At 70.0% G+C, this 19,876-nt stretch carries 20 protein-coding genes and 2 pseudogenes; 13 read left to right on the top strand and 9 right to left on the bottom strand.

Features of this window, described 5'->3' with window-relative positions:
- Positions 1-2 precede the first annotated feature (2 nt).
- From ACZ6TI_RS44650 to ACZ6TI_RS44685, 8 genes are read left to right on the top strand one after another with little or no spacing between them, the layout of a single operon-like run.
- The gene (locus tag ACZ6TI_RS44650; RefSeq protein WP_465351372.1) at positions 3-677 is read left to right on the top strand and encodes an alpha/beta fold hydrolase; all 675 of its coding nucleotides are present in this window, start codon (positions 3-5) and stop codon (positions 675-677) included.
- Positions 674-1,678 (top strand): ABC transporter ATP-binding protein, encoded by a 1,005-nt coding sequence (locus ACZ6TI_RS44655; protein ID WP_465351373.1) that lies wholly within the window; start codon positions 674-676, stop codon positions 1,676-1,678. The genes ACZ6TI_RS44650 and ACZ6TI_RS44655 overlap by 4 nt, the downstream gene beginning before the upstream one ends.
- The gene (locus tag ACZ6TI_RS44660; protein WP_465351374.1) at positions 1,675-2,640 is read left to right on the top strand and encodes an ABC transporter ATP-binding protein; all 966 of its coding nucleotides are present in this window, start codon (positions 1,675-1,677) and stop codon (positions 2,638-2,640) included. The genes ACZ6TI_RS44655 and ACZ6TI_RS44660 overlap by 4 nt, the downstream gene beginning before the upstream one ends.
- A complete protein-coding gene (locus ACZ6TI_RS44665) occupies positions 2,637-3,401 on the top strand; it encodes an amidohydrolase family protein (RefSeq protein ID WP_465351375.1) in 765 nt (254 codons plus the stop codon). The genes ACZ6TI_RS44660 and ACZ6TI_RS44665 overlap by 4 nt, the downstream gene beginning before the upstream one ends.
- A complete protein-coding gene (locus ACZ6TI_RS44670; RefSeq protein ID WP_465351376.1) occupies positions 3,398-3,838 on the top strand; it encodes a cytidine/deoxycytidylate deaminase family protein in 441 nt (146 codons plus the stop codon). The genes ACZ6TI_RS44665 and ACZ6TI_RS44670 overlap by 4 nt, the downstream gene beginning before the upstream one ends.
- Positions 3,832-4,581 (top strand): creatininase family protein, encoded by a 750-nt coding sequence (locus ACZ6TI_RS44675; protein ID WP_465351377.1) that lies wholly within the window; start codon positions 3,832-3,834, stop codon positions 4,579-4,581. Before ACZ6TI_RS44670 ends, ACZ6TI_RS44675 begins: the two co-directional genes overlap by 7 nt.
- A 12-nt stretch (positions 4,582-4,593) precedes the next feature.
- Positions 4,594-5,232 carry a cyclase family protein gene (locus tag ACZ6TI_RS44680; RefSeq protein ID WP_465351378.1) on the top strand — a complete coding sequence of 213 codons (639 nt, stop codon included), beginning with the start codon at positions 4,594-4,596 and terminating at the stop codon, positions 5,230-5,232.
- Positions 5,229-6,614 (top strand): gamma-glutamyltransferase, encoded by a 1,386-nt coding sequence (locus tag ACZ6TI_RS44685; protein ID WP_465351379.1) that lies wholly within the window; start codon positions 5,229-5,231, stop codon positions 6,612-6,614. Before ACZ6TI_RS44680 ends, ACZ6TI_RS44685 begins: the two co-directional genes overlap by 4 nt.
- 156 nt (positions 6,615-6,770) lie before the next feature.
- Here ACZ6TI_RS44685 and ACZ6TI_RS44690 read toward each other — a convergent pair.
- From ACZ6TI_RS44690 to ACZ6TI_RS44725, 8 genes and pseudogenes are all read right to left on the bottom strand, one after another.
- A pseudogene (locus tag ACZ6TI_RS44690) lies at positions 6,771-7,567 on the bottom strand (aldo/keto reductase).
- 79 nt (positions 7,568-7,646) lie between these two features.
- Positions 7,647-8,399 (bottom strand): SDR family oxidoreductase, encoded by a 753-nt coding sequence (locus ACZ6TI_RS44695; protein ID WP_465351380.1) that lies wholly within the window; start codon positions 8,397-8,399, stop codon positions 7,647-7,649.
- A 76-nt stretch (positions 8,400-8,475) separates the two neighbouring features.
- On the bottom strand, positions 8,476-9,315 hold the full coding sequence (locus tag ACZ6TI_RS44700) for a helix-turn-helix transcriptional regulator (protein ID WP_465351381.1): 840 nt from the start codon (positions 9,313-9,315) through the stop codon (positions 8,476-8,478).
- A 69-nt stretch (positions 9,316-9,384) separates the two neighbouring features.
- Positions 9,385-9,594, bottom strand: coding sequence for an aldo/keto reductase (locus tag ACZ6TI_RS44705; protein ID WP_465351382.1), 210 nt, complete (start codon positions 9,592-9,594; stop codon positions 9,385-9,387).
- 86 nt (positions 9,595-9,680) lie between these two features.
- Entirely contained in the window at positions 9,681-11,291 is a 1,611-nt protein-coding gene (locus ACZ6TI_RS44710) for a carboxylesterase/lipase family protein (RefSeq protein ID WP_465351383.1), read from the bottom strand.
- Between the two features lie 78 nt (positions 11,292-11,369).
- The gene (locus ACZ6TI_RS44715; RefSeq protein WP_465351384.1) at positions 11,370-13,535 is read right to left on the bottom strand and encodes an alpha-L-rhamnosidase C-terminal domain-containing protein; all 2,166 of its coding nucleotides are present in this window, start codon (positions 13,533-13,535) and stop codon (positions 11,370-11,372) included.
- An 11-nt stretch (positions 13,536-13,546) separates the two neighbouring features.
- A complete protein-coding gene (locus ACZ6TI_RS44720; RefSeq protein WP_465351385.1) occupies positions 13,547-14,050 on the bottom strand; it encodes a family 1 glycosylhydrolase in 504 nt (167 codons plus the stop codon).
- 64 nt (positions 14,051-14,114) lie between these two features.
- The gene (locus ACZ6TI_RS44725; protein ID WP_465351386.1) at positions 14,115-15,296 is read right to left on the bottom strand and encodes an ABC transporter substrate-binding protein; all 1,182 of its coding nucleotides are present in this window, start codon (positions 15,294-15,296) and stop codon (positions 14,115-14,117) included.
- Between the two features lie 283 nt (positions 15,297-15,579).
- Between ACZ6TI_RS44725 and ACZ6TI_RS44730 the strand changes: the two genes are divergently transcribed.
- Both ACZ6TI_RS44730 and ACZ6TI_RS44735 read left to right on the top strand, forming a co-directional pair.
- The gene (locus ACZ6TI_RS44730) at positions 15,580-16,602 is read left to right on the top strand and encodes a LacI family DNA-binding transcriptional regulator (protein ID WP_465351387.1); all 1,023 of its coding nucleotides are present in this window, start codon (positions 15,580-15,582) and stop codon (positions 16,600-16,602) included.
- Between the two features lie 117 nt (positions 16,603-16,719).
- Entirely contained in the window at positions 16,720-17,532 is an 813-nt protein-coding gene (locus ACZ6TI_RS44735) for an alpha/beta hydrolase (RefSeq protein WP_465351448.1), read from the top strand.
- Between the two features lie 18 nt (positions 17,533-17,550).
- Here ACZ6TI_RS44735 and ACZ6TI_RS44740 read toward each other — a convergent pair whose 3' ends face one another.
- Positions 17,551-17,967, bottom strand: coding sequence for a cyclophilin-like fold protein (locus ACZ6TI_RS44740; protein ID WP_465351388.1), 417 nt, complete (start codon positions 17,965-17,967; stop codon positions 17,551-17,553).
- 314 nt (positions 17,968-18,281) lie between these two features.
- Here ACZ6TI_RS44740 and ACZ6TI_RS44745 point away from each other — a divergent pair, with 314 nt between their 5' ends.
- The 3 genes and pseudogenes from ACZ6TI_RS44745 to ACZ6TI_RS44755 all read left to right on the top strand — a co-directional run bounded on the left by ACZ6TI_RS44745 (position 18,282) and on the right by ACZ6TI_RS44755 (position 19,587).
- Positions 18,282-18,530: an aldo/keto reductase gene (locus ACZ6TI_RS44745; RefSeq protein ID WP_465351449.1), complete on the top strand. Its 249-nt coding sequence runs from the start codon at positions 18,282-18,284 to the stop codon at positions 18,528-18,530.
- Positions 18,531-19,075: 545 nt separating this feature from the next.
- A pseudogene (locus ACZ6TI_RS44750) lies at positions 19,076-19,438 on the top strand (MmyB family transcriptional regulator); the annotation flags it as partial.
- Positions 19,378-19,587: a hypothetical protein gene (locus ACZ6TI_RS44755; RefSeq protein ID WP_465351389.1), complete on the top strand. Its 210-nt coding sequence runs from the start codon at positions 19,378-19,380 to the stop codon at positions 19,585-19,587. The pseudogene ACZ6TI_RS44750 and the gene ACZ6TI_RS44755, both read left to right, overlap by 61 nt.
- Positions 19,588-19,876: the final 289 nt, after the last annotated feature.

Here is a 19,876-nt window from a genome sequence, read left to right on the forward strand (position 1 = left end):
CCATGAACATCGTGCTGGTACACGGCGCCGGCGGCACTCCGGCCACCTGGACCGAAGTAGTCCCGCTGCTGGAAGCCGCCGGGCACGACGTCACCGCGGTGACCAACCCGATGACATCGATGCGGGACGACATCGCGAACACGGCCGCGGCGATCCGCGCGATCAACAGGCCGGTGCTGCTGGTCGGCCATTCGTACGGCGGAGCGGTGATCACCAACGCCGGGCACGAGCCGAACGTCACCGGTCTCGTCTACGTCGCGGCGTTCGCCCCGGACGAAGGTGAGACGGTCAACGGGATCGTCGAGCGTTACCCGCCGGCCGAGGTCTCCAAGTTCATGCGGCGCGGGCCTGACGGCGAGTGGGCATCCGTGCACGACGAGGCCTACTGGAACGAGATCGGCTGGGACGTGGCGGTCGAGCAGCGCGCGATCTGGGACAGCGAGTCCCGGCCGAGCGCGAACGCCATCTTCACCGACCCGACCGGCGTACCGGCCTGGCGCGGAATACCGAGCTGGTATCTGATCGCCGCCAACGACAAGACGCTGTCCACGCCGATCCAGCGGGACATGGCCAAGCGGATGGGCGCCACCGTCTCCGAGGTGCCCGGCAGTCACTTCACCCCGCGTGTCCACCCCGGAGCGGTCGTCGAGGTCATCGAGCGGGCGCTGGCGTCATGACCGCTGAGCCACCACTGCTCTCGGTGCGCGGATTGCGCGTCGATTTCGACGTTCCGGCCGGGCGGCTCCCCGCCGTCGGCGGCGTCGACCTCGACCTGCGCGCCGGGGAGCTGCTGGCGGTGGTCGGCGAGTCCGGGTCCGGCAAGTCGGCGCTGGCGATGAGCCTGGTCGGGCTGAACCGCGGACCGCGCGCGCACATCAGCGGCACCGCCGAGTTCCGCGGCCGGAACCTGATCGCGGCAAGTGAACAGGAGCTGCGCCGGGTTCGTGGCCGGGACATCGCCGTGGTTTTCCAGGATGCACTGGCCGCGCTCAACCCGACGCAGCGGGTCGGCGCGCAGATCGTCGAGATGATCCGCACGCATCAGCGAACGTCCCGCAAGCTGGCCTGGCAGCGGGCGGCCGAGTTGCTGCGCGAGGTGGGCATCGCCAACCCGGAGCAGCGGGCGAGGGCGTACCCCCACCAGCTCTCCGGCGGCATGCGGCAGCGCGTGATGATCGCCATCGGCCTGGCCAACGAGCCGGCCATGCTCATCGCCGACGAGCCGACGACCGCCCTCGACGTGACCATCCAGGCGCAGGTGCTGCGGCTGCTCAAGCGGTTGCAGACCGACCACGGCACGACGATCGTGCTGATCACCCACGATCTGGGCGTGGTGGCCGAGGTCGCCGACAGGGTCGCGGTCATGTACGCCGGCCGGATCGTCGAGCAGGGCACCCGCAGCGAGGTACTTTTCCGGCCGCAGCACCCGTACACCCGGGCTCTGCTGGCCTCGGTGCCCCAGATCGAGGGCCCGTCCCGGGAGCGCCTGCCCGCCATCACCGGCTCGCCGCTGACCGGGGTGCGGCGGCCGCGCGGATGCGCGTTCGCGCCCCGGTGCGCGTTCGCCCACGAGGCGTGCACCGCGGAGCAACCGGCCCTGATCCACCGGTTCGGCGCGCTCGGCCAGCTCGACGCCTGTGTGCTCGGGCCGGACCGGACCGAGGTGCGTGTCCCGTGAACCCGTTGATCGAGGTCGAGAATCTCACCGTCGAGTTCGCCTCGCGCCTGCGAGCGGTCCGCGACGTGTGCCTGACCGTCCACGAAGGCGAAACCCTCGGCCTGGTCGGCGAGTCCGGCTGCGGCAAGTCCACTCTGGGCAAGGCGATGCTGCGCGTGATCGAACCGAGCTCCGGCGCGGTCCGATACCGGGGGCTGAACATCACCGCACTGCGCGGCAAGGTGCTGCGCAGCACCCGGGCCGAGCTGCAGATGGTGTTCCAGGATCCGTTCGGGTCGCTCAACCCGCGCCGCCGGGTGGTGGACATCGTCGCCGAACCGCTGCTGCGCGCCCGCGGCATGGACAAGGCGGCCGCCCGGCGGCAGGCTCGGGAACTGCTGGAGCTGGTCGGCCTCGGCACCGAAGCCGGCGACCGGCGTCCGCACGAATTCTCCGGCGGGCAGCGCCAGCGCATCGGCATCGCCCGCGCGCTGGCGCCGAGCCCGCGGTTCATCGTCGCCGACGAGCCGGTCTCCGCGCTGGACGTCTCGATCCAGGCCCAGGTGATCAACCTGCTGGCCGACCTGACCCGCGACCGCGGGCTCACCATGCTGTTCATCTCGCACGATCTCGGCGTCGTCCGGCACGTCGCGGACCGGGTCGCCGTGATGTATCTGGGACAGATCATCGAGGTGGCGGCGCGGGACGACTTCTACGTCGCGCCGGCCCACCCGTACAGCGAGGCGCTGCTGTCGTCGGTGCCCCGGCTGAACCCCGAGCCGGCCCGCGAGCGCATCGTCGTCGACGGCGAGCCGCCCGACCCAGCCGACCCACCGCCGGGCTGCACGTACCACACCCGGTGCCGGTACGCGGTCGACGAATGCCGCACCGTCGCGCCGCCCCTGACCGAGATCCAGCCCGGACGGTCGGTCCGCTGCCACCTCCCGCTCATCCCAGCCGCCCATGAAGGGTCATCCCGTTGATCATCGACGCCTACAACACCACGCAGGACGTCCGCGGCCGCTCCGACTACCTCACCGGCGTCCGGCCCGGCGAGGCGCCGCCGCCCTACCAGCCGTTCGACCCGAAACGGATCCTGGCCCGGATGGACGCGGCCGGGGTGGACAAGGCGATGGTCTGCTCGCTCGCCCAGCGGATCGAGAACGACTTCATCATCGGCCTTGTCGCAGCGCATCCGGACCGGCTGATCGGCTTCGGCCAGGTGATGCCGCAGGCGGACGACGCGCTGGACGAGATCGAGCGGTTCGCCGCGGCCGGTCTCTCCGGGCTCAAGCTGCACCCGAGCATGCACGGATACCACGTCGCCGACCACGGCCTGCTCGACCCGATCTTCGTCAAGTGCGCCGAACTGGGCCTGCCGGTGCTGATCAACGCGCTGGACGACGCCTTCTGCGCACCGCTGGCCATCGAGGAGATAGCCAAGGGCCACCCGGGCGTTCCGACGATCATCGCCCACATGGGAGCGGTGTGGAACGTGCCCGAGGCGATCATCGTGTCCGAGCGCAATCCGCACATCTTCCTGGAGACCTCGGCAACGTTGATGGCCGACGTCCGGCGCGCGTACGCCCGGCTCGGCCCGGCCAAGATCCTGCTGGGCAGTGAGTGGCCGGGGTCGGACTTCGACCTTGAACGCCTCAAGATCGCCAAGGCGATCCCGGACGAGGCGGACCGCGCGCTCGTCGAGGGCGGCAACATGGCCAAGATTCTCGGCCTGGCGGTATGACGGCCCCGGTCGCGCCGCCCGCGTCGATGCCCGCCGCCGACGTGGCTCTGCTGCGGCTCGCCGAGGAGCTGCTGTCGAAGGTGTACGTGGCCGGGCGGCACGAGGTCGCGACCGCGCTGCGCACCGTCGACGGCAGCGTCTGGACCGGCGTCCACCTCGAGGGGTCCTGCCGGCGCAGCTCCATCTGCGCCGAGGGCATCGCCCTCGGCGCGGCCCGCGGTGGCCTGCCCGCTGGCGCCCCGCTGCTGGTCGACAGCGTGGTGTCGGTGCAGATCAAGCCGGCCGGCACGTTCCGGATCATCGCGCCGTGCGGGGTGTGCCGGGAACTGATCAGCGACTACAGCCCGGACGCGACCGTCTGGGTGACCACGGACGACGGCCCGGCCGCGATGCCGGCGCTGGCGATGTTGCCGGAGAAGACGAGGCGAGCATGGTGAATCAGAACCCGGTCCGGTGGGAAGAGCTGACCACCGAACAGGCGCGGACCGTCGGTGACGCGGTGATCATCCCAGTCGGCGCGATCGAACAGCACGGCCCGCACCTGCCCCTGTCGGTGGATGCGGTGATCTGCGAAGCCGTGGCGCACGCCGTGTCGGCGGTGACCCGGGTGCCGGTGGTGCCGACCGTCGCGTACGGCGTCTCCGGATCGCACGGCGACTTCGCCGGCACCGTCGCGCTGCGCCCGGAGACGTTGATCGCGGTGATGGAGGACATCATCAACTCGCTGCACGCGAGCGGCGTCCGCCAGTTCGTGCTGCTGAATGGCCACATCTGGAACAACGGCTCGCTGGACGTCTCGGCCGAGAAGCTGCGCGTGCGGCACCCGGATGCGCGGGTGCGGGCGCTCGGGTACGTGACTATGTATCCCGGCCCCGAGGTGGACGGGCACGTCACGTACGGTCGCGGCCTGATGCACGCCAACTACTTCGAGACGTCGGTGATGCTGCACCTGCGCCCCGGACTGGTCCGGTCGGACCGGATCGTCTCGCACACCGACGTGGACTCGTTCTGGGACTACCGCATGGACCAGGTCAGTGTGACCGGCGTCTGGGGCCGCGACGTCGGCCAGGCGAACGCGGAACACGGCAAGGCCGAGTTTGAACGCTGCGTCAACACCACGGCACGGGCGGTCACCGCGGCGATCGCCGAGCCGTGGCCGAACCCGGCGCACCGGCCCTAGGAGGCGAGACAGATGGAGATCTTCGACATCACCCTGCCGATTCATCCGCAGATGCTGCACTGGGGCCGCAAGCCGGAGGTGGAGATCGTCGAGTCGCTGGCCGGCGGTGACGCCTCGAACGTGACCCGCTGGCGGCTCGGCGCGCACACCGGCACCCACGTGGACGCCCCGGTGCACTTCGTCGACGGCGCGACGCCGATCGACCGGGTGTCGCTGCGCTCGCTGATCGGCCCGGCGATCGTCGCCGACCTGACACACGTGACCGGCGACATCACGGTCGAGGATCTGGCCGCGGCCGGGATCGGCGGGCACACCCGGGTGCTGTTCAAGACGGCCAACTCGGGCGGGCCGCTCAAGGCGACCGACCGGGCCCCCAGCTGGGTGGGTCTGTCCCCGGAGGCCGCCCTGGTCTTGATCGACGACGGCGTCGAGCTGCTCGGCATCGACTATCTGACGATCGAGAGCCACACCCGCACCGAGACCTGGGACGTCCACCATCTGCTGCTCGGCGCCGGCGTGCTGATCCTGGAGAACGCCGACCTCGACGCGGTGCCCGCCGGCGAGTACGAGCTGGTCTGCCTTCCCGCCAAGCTGGTGGACGCGGACGCCTCGTTCGCCCGGGCCGTACTGATCCGCCGGGACGCCGCATGACCAGGGTGGCCCTCGCCGCCCCACATCCGATCGCCGTGGAAGCCGGCCTGGCCGCGGGCGGGAACGCGTTCGACGCGGCGCTGGCCGCCGCCGCGGCGCTGACCGTGGTCTATCCGCACCAGTGCTCGATAGGCGGAGATCTGGTGGCCATCGTCCGGCCGCTCGGCGGCACACCCCGGGCGATCCTGTCGATCGGAGCCGCGGGGGCCGTCCGGTCTCCGATCACCGTGCCCGGCGTGGTGGCCGGCTGGGCGGCGATCGCCCGGCTCGGGGCACGCCTGGACTGGGCCGGCTGGCTGGATCCGGCGATCGGCCTCGCGGCCGGCGGCACACCGGTGAGCCCCGGCCTGGCGCGGGCGATTCGGAACCACGCGGACGTCATCGCGGCCGACCCCGGTCTCACCGCGGTGGTCGGCGGCCGGACCGAGGGCGACACGTTGCGGCAGCCGGCGCTGGCCGGTTCGCTGGCGGCGATCCGCCGGAACTGGCGCACCTTCTATAAAGGACACCTGGCCCATCGCCTCGCCGAGCGGCTGCCGCTGACGCCCGCCGACTTCGCCGCGCACCGCGTCGAGGTGACCGATCCGCTCACCGTGCGGGCGTTCGGCGCCGAGTGGTCGGCTGCTCCCCCGCCCAGCCAGGGAGCGACGTTCCTCGGCCTTCTCGGTTCATCCGATCTGCTCGCCGGCGCCCGCCGGGCCCAGCTGGCCCGCGACGCCCTGCTCGGCGACCCCCGCATCGGCCCGATCGACGTCGACGCCCTGATGCTGCGCACCGACCGGGAGTGCGTGCCGGTCACCGCCGGGCCCCGGCCGACCGGGGACACGGTGGCCGTTACCTCGGTCGACCGTGAGGGCAACGCGATCTCGCTGATCCAGAGCGTGTTCCAGACGTTCGGCGCCGGGGTGCTCGAGCCGGAGACCGGCATCGTGCTGCACAACCGCGGTTCGGCGTTCAGCCCCGGTCCGGGTCACCCCGGCCGGTTCACGCACGGTGCCCGGCCACCGCACACCCTCTGCCCCGCCCTCGCGGTCACCGGCGACACCGTGCTCGCGCTGGGCTGTCAGGGCGGCCGCTCGCAGCCGTGGATCCTCGCCCAAGTCGCCGAGGACGCGCTGACCGCACCGGATCCGGCCTCCGCGGTCAGCCGCCCGCGGTGGGTGATCGGCAGTCGCGACCTCGGTCACGCCGGTCCGACGCTGGTTCTGGAACCCGGTCTCCCCGCCGCACTCGCCGAGGCCGCGCCCGCCCTCGGTCTCGGCGTGGCCACCACCGCCGGCCCGCACGACGACGCCGGGCACGTCCAGGTCGCCCGCCTGTCCGCCGGGATGCTCACCGCGGCCTCCGATCCGCGCGCCGACGGCGTCGCGGCGGTCTCGTGAACGCTCTACTCCTGGTCGGCACAATCCGCACGCAGGACCCGGACCAGCCGGTCGCGGGGGCCGTCGCCGTCGCCGGCTCACGCGTGGTGGCGGTTGGAGATGTTCGCCGGGTACGGCGGGAACTGCCCACCGGCGCACAGGAGATCGCGGCGCCGTTCATCGCATGGTGGCCTTTCGGGTCAGAGGCGTTCCGGGTGCGGGCCGGTGCGGCCGGTCTAGCTGGACTCCCGCCATCTGGCGGGAGTCCAGGGTGAAATCGAACACCGCGGCGTTCTGCGCGATGCGCTGCGGTGAGCTCGCCTTCGGCAGGGCGATGTCGTCGCGTTGCAGGTGCCAGCGCAGGATGATCTGGGCTTGGGTGCGGCTTAGTTCTCGGGCCACCGATGCGACGGCAGGGTCATGCGGGACGGATCCGGCGCCGAGTGGCGACCAGGCCGCCACGGCGATTCCCCGCTCGGTGCAGTAGTGCCGCAGGGTGTCGTTGGTGAAGTGTGGGTGGACCTCGATCTGGTTCACCGCCGGTGGGGGCCGCCGTCGGCGATGATGCGATCGAGCTGAGCCTGGTGGAAGTTGGACACGCCGATCTCGGAGAGCCGTCCGTCGGAACGTGCGGCTTGCAGCGCCTGCCACGTGCGTGGGTAGCGCCCACGCCGCGGCATCGGCCAGTGGACGAGGCAGAGATCGACGTGGGCGCCGAGCTCGCCGACGGCCCTGCATACGTCGCCGGCGTCGTCCGCGCCGATGGGGAGCTTGCTGGGGATCCAGATGTCGTCGCGGGTCAAGCCGCAGGCCTGGACGGCAGCGCCCACACCCTCTTCGTTGCGGTTGTAGCGGGCGGTGTCGATGTGCCGGTAGCCGGCGCGCAACGCTTCGGTGACGAGCCGCTCAGTGTCTCGCGGGGCGATTTGGTGGGTGCCGAAGCCGAGCCGGGCGATGCGGTGCCCGCTGGGCACCGTGACGGTGGTTTCTATTGGGGGCCGTTCGCCGGAGGGGGATGCGGCGGCCGGGTGCGAACCCGGCCGCGGCCGGTGGTCAGGATCGGTATCGGCCGCTGAGCACGCCCAGGACGTCGGCGTAGCGCCGCTCGGCCTCGGCGTTGCGCTGCCATTTGACGCGCTCGACCAGGATCTGCTCGGCCTTCGGGTCGGTCTCGAGCAGGCTCATCACCTCGTCGAGGTAATCCTCCAGGGGCATCGCCACGTCGGAGTTCTGCTGGTTCATCAGCGTGGTGCGGGTGGCCGGCGGGACCAGCTCGATCACCTGCACGTCGCTCTTGTGCAGTTGCACCCGCAGGCTCTCGGTGAAGGAGTGGATCGCGGCCTTGGTGGCGTTGTAGGTCGGCGTGGCCGGCAGCGGCACGTAGGCCAGGCCCGAGCTGACGGTCATGACGGTCGCGGACGGCTGGGCGACCAGGCCGGGCAGGAACGCGTTGATCAGCCGGATCGGGCCGAGCAGGTTGACCTCGACGGTGCGTTCGGCGACGTCCAGCGACGCCGGGTCGCGGAGGTCCTCGGGCTCCATGATGCCGGCCATGGTGATCAGGGTGTCCAGGGCCGGGTAGCGGGTGGCGAGCTCGTCGCGGGCAGCGGTGATCGATGCCGGGTCGGTGGTGTCGATGGCGATCGTGTCGAGGCCGGGGTGCTCCGCGGCGATCTGCCGCAGTAGTTCGGTGCGCCGGCCGCCGACGATGACGGTGTTGCCCTTGGCCTGCAGGCGCAGGGCGAGGCCGAGGCCGATGCCGGAGGTCGCGCCGGGGATGAAGATGGTGTTTCCGCTGATGTTCATGGGACTCTTTCTACTGACGGATTTGGGCACACGGAGATGTCCGCGTTTCGCAGTGATGGATGAAAGGCAGTGGGATTCAGGCGAACTTCTGATTCCCCAGCACGTCGAGGAATGCGATCTGCTCGTGGGCGTTCGATCCGGGGCGTGGCCGGAAGAGAACGAGGCGATGACCGGTGGCCGGGCTCAGCACGACGTCGCATTGCAGGTCGAGTTGGCCGACCAACGGATGCCGGATGAGTTTGGGCGCCGAGGTTAGCGCCGCCACCTGATGCTGTGACCACAGCTCACCGAACTCGGCGCTGCGGTCGAGCAGGTCGGCGACCAGTCCTTGAGCGAACCGGTCACCCGCCGAGCGCTGCGCGACACCGGCACGCAGATCGGCTGCGTAGGCCCGGCCGATGCGCTCGTGCTCGGCGGGGTCGTTGCTGTCGCGTGAGGCCGGGTCGGCGAACCAGCGCCAAGTGACGTTGGACTGGTAGCCGGGCAACCCGGTCCAGACACCCAGCAGGTTCTCCGCGGCGCGATTCTGGGCGACGACCGTGAGCAGATCGTCGGCCACCTGGGCCGGTGTGTGCTCGAGCGCGTCCAGCAGGTACATCATCGCCGGGTCGACGTGGGCCAGGGGTGAGCGCGGCTCCGGCGGCTGCTGCCCGGCGAGGCGGAACAGGTAGTCCTGCTCGTCGCCGGTGAGCCGGATAGCCCGGGCCAGACTGGCCAGCGCCGCCGGGGACGGGGTGCGTACCCGGCCCTGCTCCAGCCGGGAGTAGTAATCCGGCGACAGCGCCGCGAGGCTCGCAACTTCTTCCCGGCGCAGACCCGGGGTGCGGCGCCGGCCACCACCGGGCAGGCCGACGTCCTCGGGCCGTAAACGCCCCCGCCGGTGGCGGAGGAACTCGCCGAGCGCTTTGTCGTCCATGTCGACCTCCCCACTTTGCTGGCGTGAATACCAGCATCGCCGGAAAGAACCGGGATATGAAGGCCACGTTTAGCCTAGGTGTCCCATACCCTGGCTACCGCCCAGATCCATGTCATCGGCAACATGCACGACAGAATCGGTTCCGGCCCGGGTGTACGCCAAGGCGGTGTCGATCAGCGAGACACCGCAGTCCAATGCGGTGTGCACGGTCGCGACAGCCTGCTGCGTGGTGATGTTCTTGAACGCCAGCGGCGCGGTGCCCAGGCCAATCCTGCGCATGTGGCCAGTTCCTGTCGGTCGTTCCGTGATGTGGGCGGCAGCGGTCGGTGTGGGGCAACGAGGTGCTGCCCCACACTCACTCCTGTTCAGGACAGGTTGTTCCAGAAGAGCCGCTCGCTCCGGTCCGGGTCCCTCACGATTCTGCTGTCGGCGTCGATCCACATCGTGGCTCGGTCCTTCGGGGTGTAGGCGGGCCAGCGCGGCACGCTGGGCGCGGTCGGACGGCCATGACGGGCGAAGCCCGCCCACAGCGCGCTCATGTGCCGCGCGGTTGCCCGCTGACCCGGCCGGGCGTCACTGGGGGTGTTGGCGAACTTGAGCGGGATGTCGGAGGCGTGCGGCGAGCCGAGCGGGAAGGTCGTGCCGGGCACGACCGTCGGGTCGGGGTAGGCGAGCTGGTACATGAACACGGGTGCGGCGTGCTGCGCCGCCTTGGACTCGGCGATCTTGATCGCGTCGCGCCAGATCGGTGAGGTGGTGATGGCGAAGTAGAGCTGTGCGGGGGTGGCGCCGGGCCGCGACCGGCGGAACGTCGCGATGATCCGGTCGAGCTCAGCGTCCTGGTAGGTGCTGCTCAGGGCGTTGCGCAGGCCGGCGTCGTCGATGCGGAAGATGTCGGGTGGGCCGAAGAGGCTGAAGAACACCGTTTCGTCGCGGCAGGTGCCGACCATTAGCGGCTTGTTCGCCGACCAGGGTGCGGCGCCGTCGGCGAAGGGGTGCCGCGGGATGATGTGGCCGTCGACGAAGGCGCCGAAGCCGGGCAGCGGGCCGGGATCACCCCAGGGTGCGACGCCGTTGGCAGCCTCGGACTGCTGGATCTCGAGGAGCCGGGCGGCCGGGATGTCATGCAACCGGTGGATGTCTGCCTTGGTGAGGCCCAGCAGTTCCAGCGTGCGATCGGCGCGGGCGGTGGCACCGTCGCGGGTGGGGAAACGCAGCGGTGCGGCGCTTTCGATGGATGCCTTGTGGAACAAGCGTGCGGCCGAGGGCATGGTGTAAACGGCGGCCGTCTTGGCGCCGCCACCGCTTTCACCCCAGACCATGATGTTGTCCGGGTCGCCACCGAAGTTCTCGATGTTCTCGCTGGTCCAGCGCAGGGCCGCGAGGATGTCCAGCATCCCGGCATTGGCGGCGTAGTCACCGCGGGCAAGATCGCCCAGGAACAGGTAGCCCAGCAGGCCGAGGCGGTGGTTGGACTCGACCACGACCACGTCGTAGAGCTGGGCCAAGTGGGTGCCGTCCTGGCCGGTGGCGGACCCGGAGCCGATCATGTAGCCGCCGCCGTGGTTGTAGAACATCACCGGCCGGCGCCGATGGTCGGCGGCGGGCGTCCAGATGTTGAGGTACAGGCAGTCCTCGGATGGTGCCGGCATTCTGCCGTTGCCGGTGGGGCCCATCTCGCCGCCCACTGCCTGGTACGCAGGATTCGGGAAGCTGACCGCGTCACGTACGCCGGACCACCGCTGCGGCGGTTTCGGGGCTTTGAACCGGAGCCTGCCGAGCGGGGGCGTCGCGTAGGAAACCCCGAGGAACTTGACGATGCCGTCCTCGCGTCGGCCGCGGACCTTGCCGTAGCGGGTGACCGCCTCGTCGGTTCGCCGGCGGTCGTGTGCCTGGGCCGGCAGCGGCATGCTCATGCCGGCGGCTACGGCCAGCGAGCTGCCGATCAGTGTTCTGCGGGTCATGGGTGTGTTCACGCTGAGATCTCCTTCGCGAAGCGGGGATGGTCTGGTGCCGGGGAAGCTGAGGGGCGGCATCGCCGCCCCTCGGTTCTCCTAGTGCCAGACGGTGATCGTGTGGCTGCCGCCGCGTAGGTTCAGCTGGGCGTAGCCGTTGGTGATCTGCGGGCGTACGGGGCGGCCGTCGACGAGCACGATGCTGCGCTTGCCGGCGGGTACGGCCACGGTGCCGCTGGTGTTCTTCGGTGTGGCGACGTGCAGGTTGAAGCGGTGGTTGTTCGAGGTCCAGCGAGCGCTGATGTCGCCGTACTTGGTGGGCACGACACCCTGGGCCCAGGTCAGGCGTCCGGGGCGGGGCTGGATGGTCCAGGTCGCGTAGCCAGCGCCGATGGGCTGGACGCCGAGGATCTGCTGGGTCAGCTGGACGGTGGGTGAGGCGGCCCAGCCGTGGGCCAGGCTGGCAGAGGGGCGGTTGACGCCGCCGGTGCTGTTCTTGAACTCCCACAGCCCGCCGGTGTAGAGCGGATTCCGCTTATCGACCATCGGCCCCCAGGTGCGGCGCATCAGGGCGAGTGCCCCGTCGACGTCGTCGACAGCGAAGCGGCCGGCGGTCTCCATGCCGTTGCCGAACGGCTCGATGGTGTGCCCGGTCGGATCCTGCAGGCCCGGGCCGAGGATCGCACCGTACGGCGTCCACAGTGTCTTCAGTGCCCGCAGCACGCTTGCGCGGCGGTCGGCGGGGACGAAGTCGTACTGCAGGGCCAGGGCGTTGGCGTCCTCGACGAGCACGTCGGGGTGGTCGGTGCTCTGCCCGTACGCGCCAAGGGTGGGATTCCAGAGCCTGGCGTTGACCGCGGTCTTGATGGCGTCGGCGGTGGCGTCGTAGCCGGCCGCGTCGGGGGCCGAGCCGGCGGTGCGTTCGAGCCAGGCCATCTCGCGCAGCAGGATGTAGTAGTCGATGCTGTATTTGGTGACTGCGCCGGTCTGGGTGGCCTGCCAGTAGTCGCGGTCGTTGGAGGCCACCAGGTTGTCGGCGGTCAGGAACGTGGCGTTGTAGGCGAGTTCACGGCGCAGATTCGGCAGCAGGCCGAGGATGTACGCCCGGTCGCCGGTGTAGCGGAAGTAGTCGATGGCCGCGCGGGCACCGTACCCGGAGTAGTTGTTGGAGTAGAACAGCGGCGATCCGGCCGGTGAGGTGCGCTTGGCGAAATCGGGTGAGCCGGGCAGGGCCCCGTCGGCGCGCTGGGTGGCGAACAGCGCGTCCAGTGAGGAGCGCAGGTAGTCGGCGCCGACGTCGCCGAGGGTGTTGATGATGGTGGGTCCCTGCACAAGCAGGTCGCCGGTCCAGATGCTGCGGTCGCGCTTGGCGCCGTCGTAGATACGCGCGTCCGGCAGACCGTTGAGCCCGGCCGGTTTCATGTTGAGCTGCAGCGTGTACGCGCCTGAGTACCACATCCGGTTGAGCTGGTCGTCGCTGGACAGGAACCAGCCACGGTAGTCACGCGCGGTGGCCCGGTAGGCCTGGAAGTCGACGCCGAGGCCGGACAGCTGCACGGTGCCCGGCGTGGTCAGGGTGAGCAGGATGAACCGGAACCCGCCGTGGAACCCGCCCGCGACCCGGCCCGGCGCGGTGACCTGCAGATTGTCGGGTCCGCCGACTCCGGCCAGCCCACGGGACTCGTCGGATGCGGGAGCACCGGGTGAGCTGGCGACCGCGACGGCCGCAGCGACATCGGAGGTCAACGGCCGGTCGAGGTCGACGATGCGGGTAGTGGTGTCGAAGCCGACGATGATGCGGGTCTGCCCACCGAGGGTGATCGTGTTGCCGACCTCGAGGCCGGTGGCCGAGGCGAGGGTGACCTGCCGCGCGCCGGCGGCGGCCGGGGTGGCGAGTGTCGTCGCGGCCGGTTGGCGCAGGTATTGCCGGGCTTCACCGGTGACCAGGTTGAGCGTGGCGGTTCCGCTGACCTTGGTGATGTCCAGGTACGGGGTGCCGGCGATGTCCTTGCCGAAGTCGAGCACGACCGAGGCCGGGGTCTGCCCGGCGGTCGTGGTCAGGGTCGTCGGCCTGCCGTGCGGGTGCACCAGCGATCCGGCGTGGGACACCGTGCCGCGTGACTCGGCGCGGGTCGGGGTGACCTGGTCGGCGTGGGGGCCGAGGACGTAGGACTGCCAGGAGCGGACGGGTGTTGCGGTGGCGGCGGCCGGGGACGCGGCGAGGCCGAGGGCCACGATCGCGGCGACAGCGATTGTTCGATGCACGTGCTTTCCTTTCAGCGGACGGGAGAAAGGGTGTCGAGTCGGCCGGAGCGGGCGACCCGGGCGAAGGCGTGGGCGCTGGGCTTGGGGTGCCGGACGAAGTCGTCGTCGACGGCGATGAGGCCGAATTTCGGCCGGTAGCCTTCGCTCCATTCGAAGTTGTCGAAGGCGGACCAGTGCAGGTAGCCGCGCACGTCGACGCCTTCGGACCGGGTCCGGGCCAGGGCGGCGAGATGACTGCGCAGGTAGTCGACGCGTTCGGTGTCGTCGCCGAGTGTCTTGACGCAGTGCAGGTGCGCGGCCAGCAGCGCCTCCCCCGCTCTTTTCCACAGCACCGGGTTGGTGATGCCGGGCGGGTGGTAGCCCTCGAGGTAGCCGTGCAGGGCGATCATCTGCGGTTCGTTGATGGTGCACACGTACGGCATGAGGTCTTCGGCGGCGACCCGGGCGCTGTAGTGGCTGAACGTGGCGGCGGCGGTGGCGCTGCCCCACAGGAACCCGTCGGGAAAGTCGGTCACTGGTGCCCCTCTCGAAGAGGCCGCGCGACCTCCGCCCCGGTCGGTGCGGAGGCCGCGCGGTGGCTCACTCGCCCTTGGCGTACTCGGTGTCCATGTCCTTGAGGACCTCGTCGGGCTTGGCCTGGTTGCTGAAGACCTCCTGCAGGCCGCTGAGCATGGTCTGCTGGACCTTGGCGTTGGGCCACAGCTGGTCCATGAACGGCACGGTCCGGTTGTCCTTGACGAAGGTGCTCAGTTCGGCCAGGCCGGGATCGACGGTGGTGCCGGCGTCGGGCAGAGTCGGCAGGCTGCCCTGCTTCTCGTTGAACACCTTCATGCCCGCCGGCGACATGGCGTAGGTGATGAACTTCAGCGCCAGGTCCTTATTCTTGGCCTTGGCGTTGACGGCGTAGCCGGCTCCGGCGGCGGCGGGCATGAGGAACGTGGCCGGGTCGTCGGTGGCCGGCAGCGCTTTCATGGTGAACGTGCCCTGCGGGTTCTTGCCCTTGAGCAGCCCGATGATCCAGTTGCCCTGGACGATGCCGAGTGTCTTGCCGGTGGCGGCGAGGGTCTGGCTGGCCTCGTAGTTGGTGCCGAGGGGGTTCTTCTGGAAGCAGCCGGCCGTGGTCATCTCCTGGTACTTGGCCATCGCCGTCGTCCACTGCGAGCCGGCGAACGTGGCCTGGCCGGACGCCTGCTTGGTGTTGAAGTCCTTGTCGGCGCCGAAGACGACGTCGGCGGCCAGCGCGTACAGCACCAGCTGGGTGACCCAGTTGTCCTGGATGCCGAGGGCGAAGGCCGGCGTGCCCTTGCCGGTGGCGTCTGCGCAGAACTTCAGAAGTTGCGTCCAGGTGGTGGGGGCGGTCAGGCCGGACTTCTTCAGGGCGGCGTCGTTGTAGACCGCGCCGATGCCGTTGAGCCCGAACCGCGCGTTGCAGGTCTTGCCGTCGTACTGGGCGACCTGTTGGAAGGCGGGCGGCAGTTTCGCGGCCCAGGGCTGGTCGGACAGGTCGAGCAGGTAGCCGGGCTTGGCCAGGATGTAGGTGGCGCCGGGGTTGCCGTTGCCGGGCACCGCGAAGTCCGGGTCGAGGCCTTCCCAGTCGGTGAAGGCGTAGTAGACGCCCCGGGCGCTGGGGACCAGGACGACGAAGGCGAACAGCAGCGGCGCAGGCAGGGTGAGCCACCACGGTGCGGTAGCCCGGCGCCGGGTGGCCCGGGGCGCGGCGGCGGCCTGGTCGGGCGGGCGGGTCTTGACGTCAACTGTCACAGCAGCCCCACCTATGTTGAATCGTTTCATCAAGGTCATGCGGATCGGGTCGGCACGAATGGGGAGAAGTGAAGTTGCCGTCGACCGGACAGCCGGAATGGCGTGGGTAACGTTCTCCAAATGTTTCGCCGACACTACGAGCCGGTACCAAGCACGTCAAGAGGCTCCTTGACTACCACCGGAGCTGCGGCGGAAGATTTCCACGATCCCTTACGGCCCAATGCGGGCAACGTTTCCCACGTGAGGAGCCTGAGTGCCGGAACAGCCGAGCGCCGTGCGACGCGTGACCATCGTTGACGTGGCTCGGCATGCCGGCGTATCGACCACGGCGGTGTCCAAGGTGCTCCGCAACGCCTACGGGGCGAGCCCGCAGATGCAGACGAGAGTCCGCGCGGCCATGGAGGAACTGAACTACCGCCCGTCAGCGGCGGCCCGGGGTCTACGGGGCAAGACGTACACCATCGGCGTGATGCTGCCCGAGATCCGCAACCCCTTCTTCGCCGACGTCATCGACGGCGTGACCGGGCATCTGGACGGCAGCGACTACCAGCTCCTGCTGGCCCAGAGCTGCAACGACGAGCCCGGCGAGACACGCCTGACCGACGCCATGATCGACCGCAGCATGGACGGCGTCATCCTCATCGCCCCGATCTCCTCCCGCCGGCGCCTGCAGACCGTCGCGCGTACCGTGCCGACCGTCGTGGTCGGCCGGCACGGCCACTCCGCCGACTACGACACCGTGACCGACGACGACTTCGCCGGCGCCGGCCTGATCGTCGCTCACCTCGCCGAACTCGGGCACCGCCACATCGCCCACATCGAACACCTCGAGAAGGACCCGGTACGCCTCGTCGAGATGCCCAACGCCCAGCGCGCCGACGGCTACCGCCACGCCATGAACGCCCACGACCTGGCCGACGGCATCGACGTCGTCTCAACCACCTACACCCCGCAAGGCGGCTACCGCGGCGCCCAGCACCTGCTGTCCCGAGACGTCCGCCCCACCGCGATCTTCGCCGGCGCCGACATCGTGGCCATGGGCGTCCTCGACGCCTTCACCGAAGCCGGCCTCTCTGCGCCGCAGGACATCTCCCTGGCCGGCTACGACAACACCACCTTCGCCGCCTTCGGGCCGATCTCCCTGACCACGGTCGACCAGGCCGGCCACCAGATGGGCGTCAACGCCGCCCGGCTGCTGCTGGACCGCATCGCCGACCGCGCCAGGCCCACCGCCCAGGTAAAACTCTCCCCCACCCTGGTCACCCGCCGCACCACCGCAGCTCCGCCCGCCCGCAGCGGCATCTGATCGAAGAGCGAAGCGTCAACCGCCGCGCGGCCCGGACTTGGCCGGCATCGACGTCCTTGGAGGCGCGCCATCCCCATCACGATCGAGGACCGACAGATCGAGGGCCCGCACGGCCCCATCGGTGTCCGTGTCTACGTACCTGACGGCGATGCCGGCGGCGGTCTTGTCTGGGCGCACGGCGGCGCCTTCTACGGCGGCGACATCGACATGCCGGAAAGCGACTGGGTCGCTCGCCAGTTCGTCGAACGCGGCATCGCGGTCGTCGCCGTGGATTACCGGCTCGCACCCGTCCCGGAATGGAGCGGAGACAAGACGCCGGTGGACCGAGCCGAACGCTCCCACTACCCGATCGCCTCCGAGGAAATCACCGCGGCGTTCCGGTGGGCGACGACGTCGGACACCCGGGTCCCGTTCTGGGCCATCGGCGGCGCCAGCGCCGGAGCGGCGCTCACCGCGGGAGCCTCGCTACGGCTGCGGGACAACGGTCAACCACTCCCCCGCGCCGTGGTGCTCGTCTACCCCGTCGTGCACGCCGAGCTGCCACCGATGACCGCCGAGCTGGCGGCGAAGGTCCGGACGCTGCCGGATCCCGACGCGGTCGGCGCCGTAGCTGTCCGCAGGATGAACCTGCACTACGTGCGGGAACACGCCGCCCTGGCGGAGCCGTACGCCTTCCCCGGCGGCCACGACCTCACCGGCCTGCCGCCGACCTTCATCCTCAACGCCGACATCGACTCCCTGCGCGCCTCCGGCCAGCAGTACGGCGCCGAACTCGCCGCCGCCGGAGTCGACATCGTCATGATCCGCGAGGACGGAACCCGCCACGGACACCTCAACGAAGCCGGCAACGCCCAAGCAATCCTGAGTGTCCAGCGCATCGCGGACTGGCTGCTGTCACCGACCCTGCTCGGCGCCGCACGCCAAAGGTGAGCACCAGCGGGGGCGGCGTCAACCGGCGTGGACGTCGACAGTCGCGGTGACGGCGCCATCCAGACCGGCGATGCGGCCGGCGGCGTCGCCCTCCAGGCGACCGATGATCACGATGCCGGGGAAGTACGACTGATCGCCGTAGTAGAGGACGAAATCGTTGCCGGGTGCGTAGTACCCGACGTCTCCGACGTCGGGGTCGGCACCGTCCGGCTGGCCGGCCGTGGACAGCGGTGACGGCAGCGGGCCGGTCTTCTCCACCGAGCCGTGATCGGTCATGGCGATGGTCAGCGGCAGCTGGGCGATGAGGTCACGGCCGGCGGCACTGTCGAACACCGTGGCCGAAAAGCGCTCGTCGCCGATGGCGATGCTGATCTTCATCTGTTCCTCCTGGCGAGATGCGGCGTCGGTACCGCTCGGCGAGGGCGTCGCCTGCACGGCGGCTGGGGCGCCCGACCGGGTCTCCTCGGGCCCGCCGAGGCCACCGCATCCGGCAACGGTCAGTCCGGCGATTGTCAACAGCGCTGCACAGACGGCGGCGCGTGGGGCTGGCATGTCATCTCCTTCTGTCGGGTGGGCTGTCTGGTAGCCCCGGACGCGATCAGCGGTCGCGGATGACCTCGTCCAAGATCCGCCCGGCGTTGCCGGCCTGCGCAGAGCCGACCTCGTGGCGCGGCACCTGGACGAGTCCCCGGAGTTGAGCCTTCCGCCACTACAGCGGCGACCCCAAGACGCCGCTAACCGACCCGGTCATCAAGGCGATCGGTGACACCTACGGCAAGAGCACGGCGCAGGTCATGCTGCGCTGGCACGTCCAGCAGGGCCGCTCCGCGATCCCGAAGTCGGTGCACGCCGACCGCATCGCCGAGAACTTCGACGTGTTCGACTTCGCACTGACCGCCGACGAGCTCACCCGCATCGACGCGCTCACCATCGGCGACACCATGGACCCGGACCAGATGGACTTCGCCAGCTTCGGCATCACCGTCCCCGAAGCCTGAACCCGGTCAATAGCGCCAGCGGCGGCCTCATCAACTCGGCGCCGGACCGCTGCAGTCAGCAACGCCCTCCGTACAGCGCCTACCTCACCCACGTCGATCGGATTTCAGGCATGGGGGCAGATGCCCGCCTACCACCTGCGGTGCCGGTTCGTCATAGACGGGGTTCTCGGGTATGGACGATGTCGGCGGACCCGGCGCGGTCGGTGCGCAGCATCAGATGCGCCGCGCCGGCCCGCCGGGCCGCTGCGGCGACTGCGGCTCGCTGCTTCGACCGTCTACCGGGTCGTGGTTTCGGTGTTGTGGACAAGCGGGACGACATTCGCAAGTTGGCGCTTCGCGGCGGGCGAGCATCACGCCTGGGCAGGCTGGCCTGCCCGATTTCGGCGGCAGCCGCCGGACCGGGTCTGTGACCCTTTTGCAGCCCATACATAATCCGCGCCGACGATTCTCGGTCTGGCCAGTAACTCTGAGTTGCCGGGCTCCGTCCGGCGGATCGCCGGGGCGGGCCCCGACTACGACACCCGCCTCGAGCGCGGCAACCTGGCGCGCGCCTCCGGTTCCACCTGGTCGGCGAGCTTGCCACCCGTAGCGACGGCTTCCGCGACCGGTGGGCCGCCCAAGAGGTACGGCTGCACCAAACCGGCCTCAAGCGCTCTGACCACCCGGTCGTCGGGCGCCTCGATGTCGGGTTCGAGGCCATGCCGATGCCAGCCGATCCCGGGCTGACCCTAACGGCGTACAGCGCCGAGCCCGGCACCCCGTGTTCCCGGCACACGGCTGCTCCCTTCCGGCTGCGTGGCCGGAGTCGTCTATTACGCGGCCACTGCCTTCGCTGCGGCCAGGTACCGTGCTTGGGCTGCAGGTGCTCAACGCCTGGTCTTTCGCCGCCGTCGCGGGGGTCGGCCTGATGCTGTTCCAGGACCTGATCCCGCGCCCAGGGCTGGCCGCCGGCAGTTACGCCAACATCACCGGTTGGACACTGTTGCATCCGGACCGCTCATCGACGCTGGATCCGCGACCGCTCGGCTACGGCAGAGTGTTTCTCGCCTCGCAATAAGCACGATGGCCGCCTTCACCGGGCTTCGGCTGGTGCCCTCTGAACACCCGAAGGGGTGCGGGACCTTCCTGACCGACATCTGGGGATTCGGCTTTGAGCGCAAGCGTCGGGCTGATCTCGGAGACCTATTACAGCCACTAATCATTCTAGGAATCACCGAGTAGAGGGGGCGCGCCGTTGAGTAAAGATCCCTTGACTCGCGCAGGATAGATTCGACGACTGACGGCACTAGACATGCAGCGAAGGTCGACTCGGCATCCCCGCCAGCGGCTACGCCACTCCCCTGACC

Source organism: Actinoplanes sp. NPDC051388, assembly GCF_055586225.1.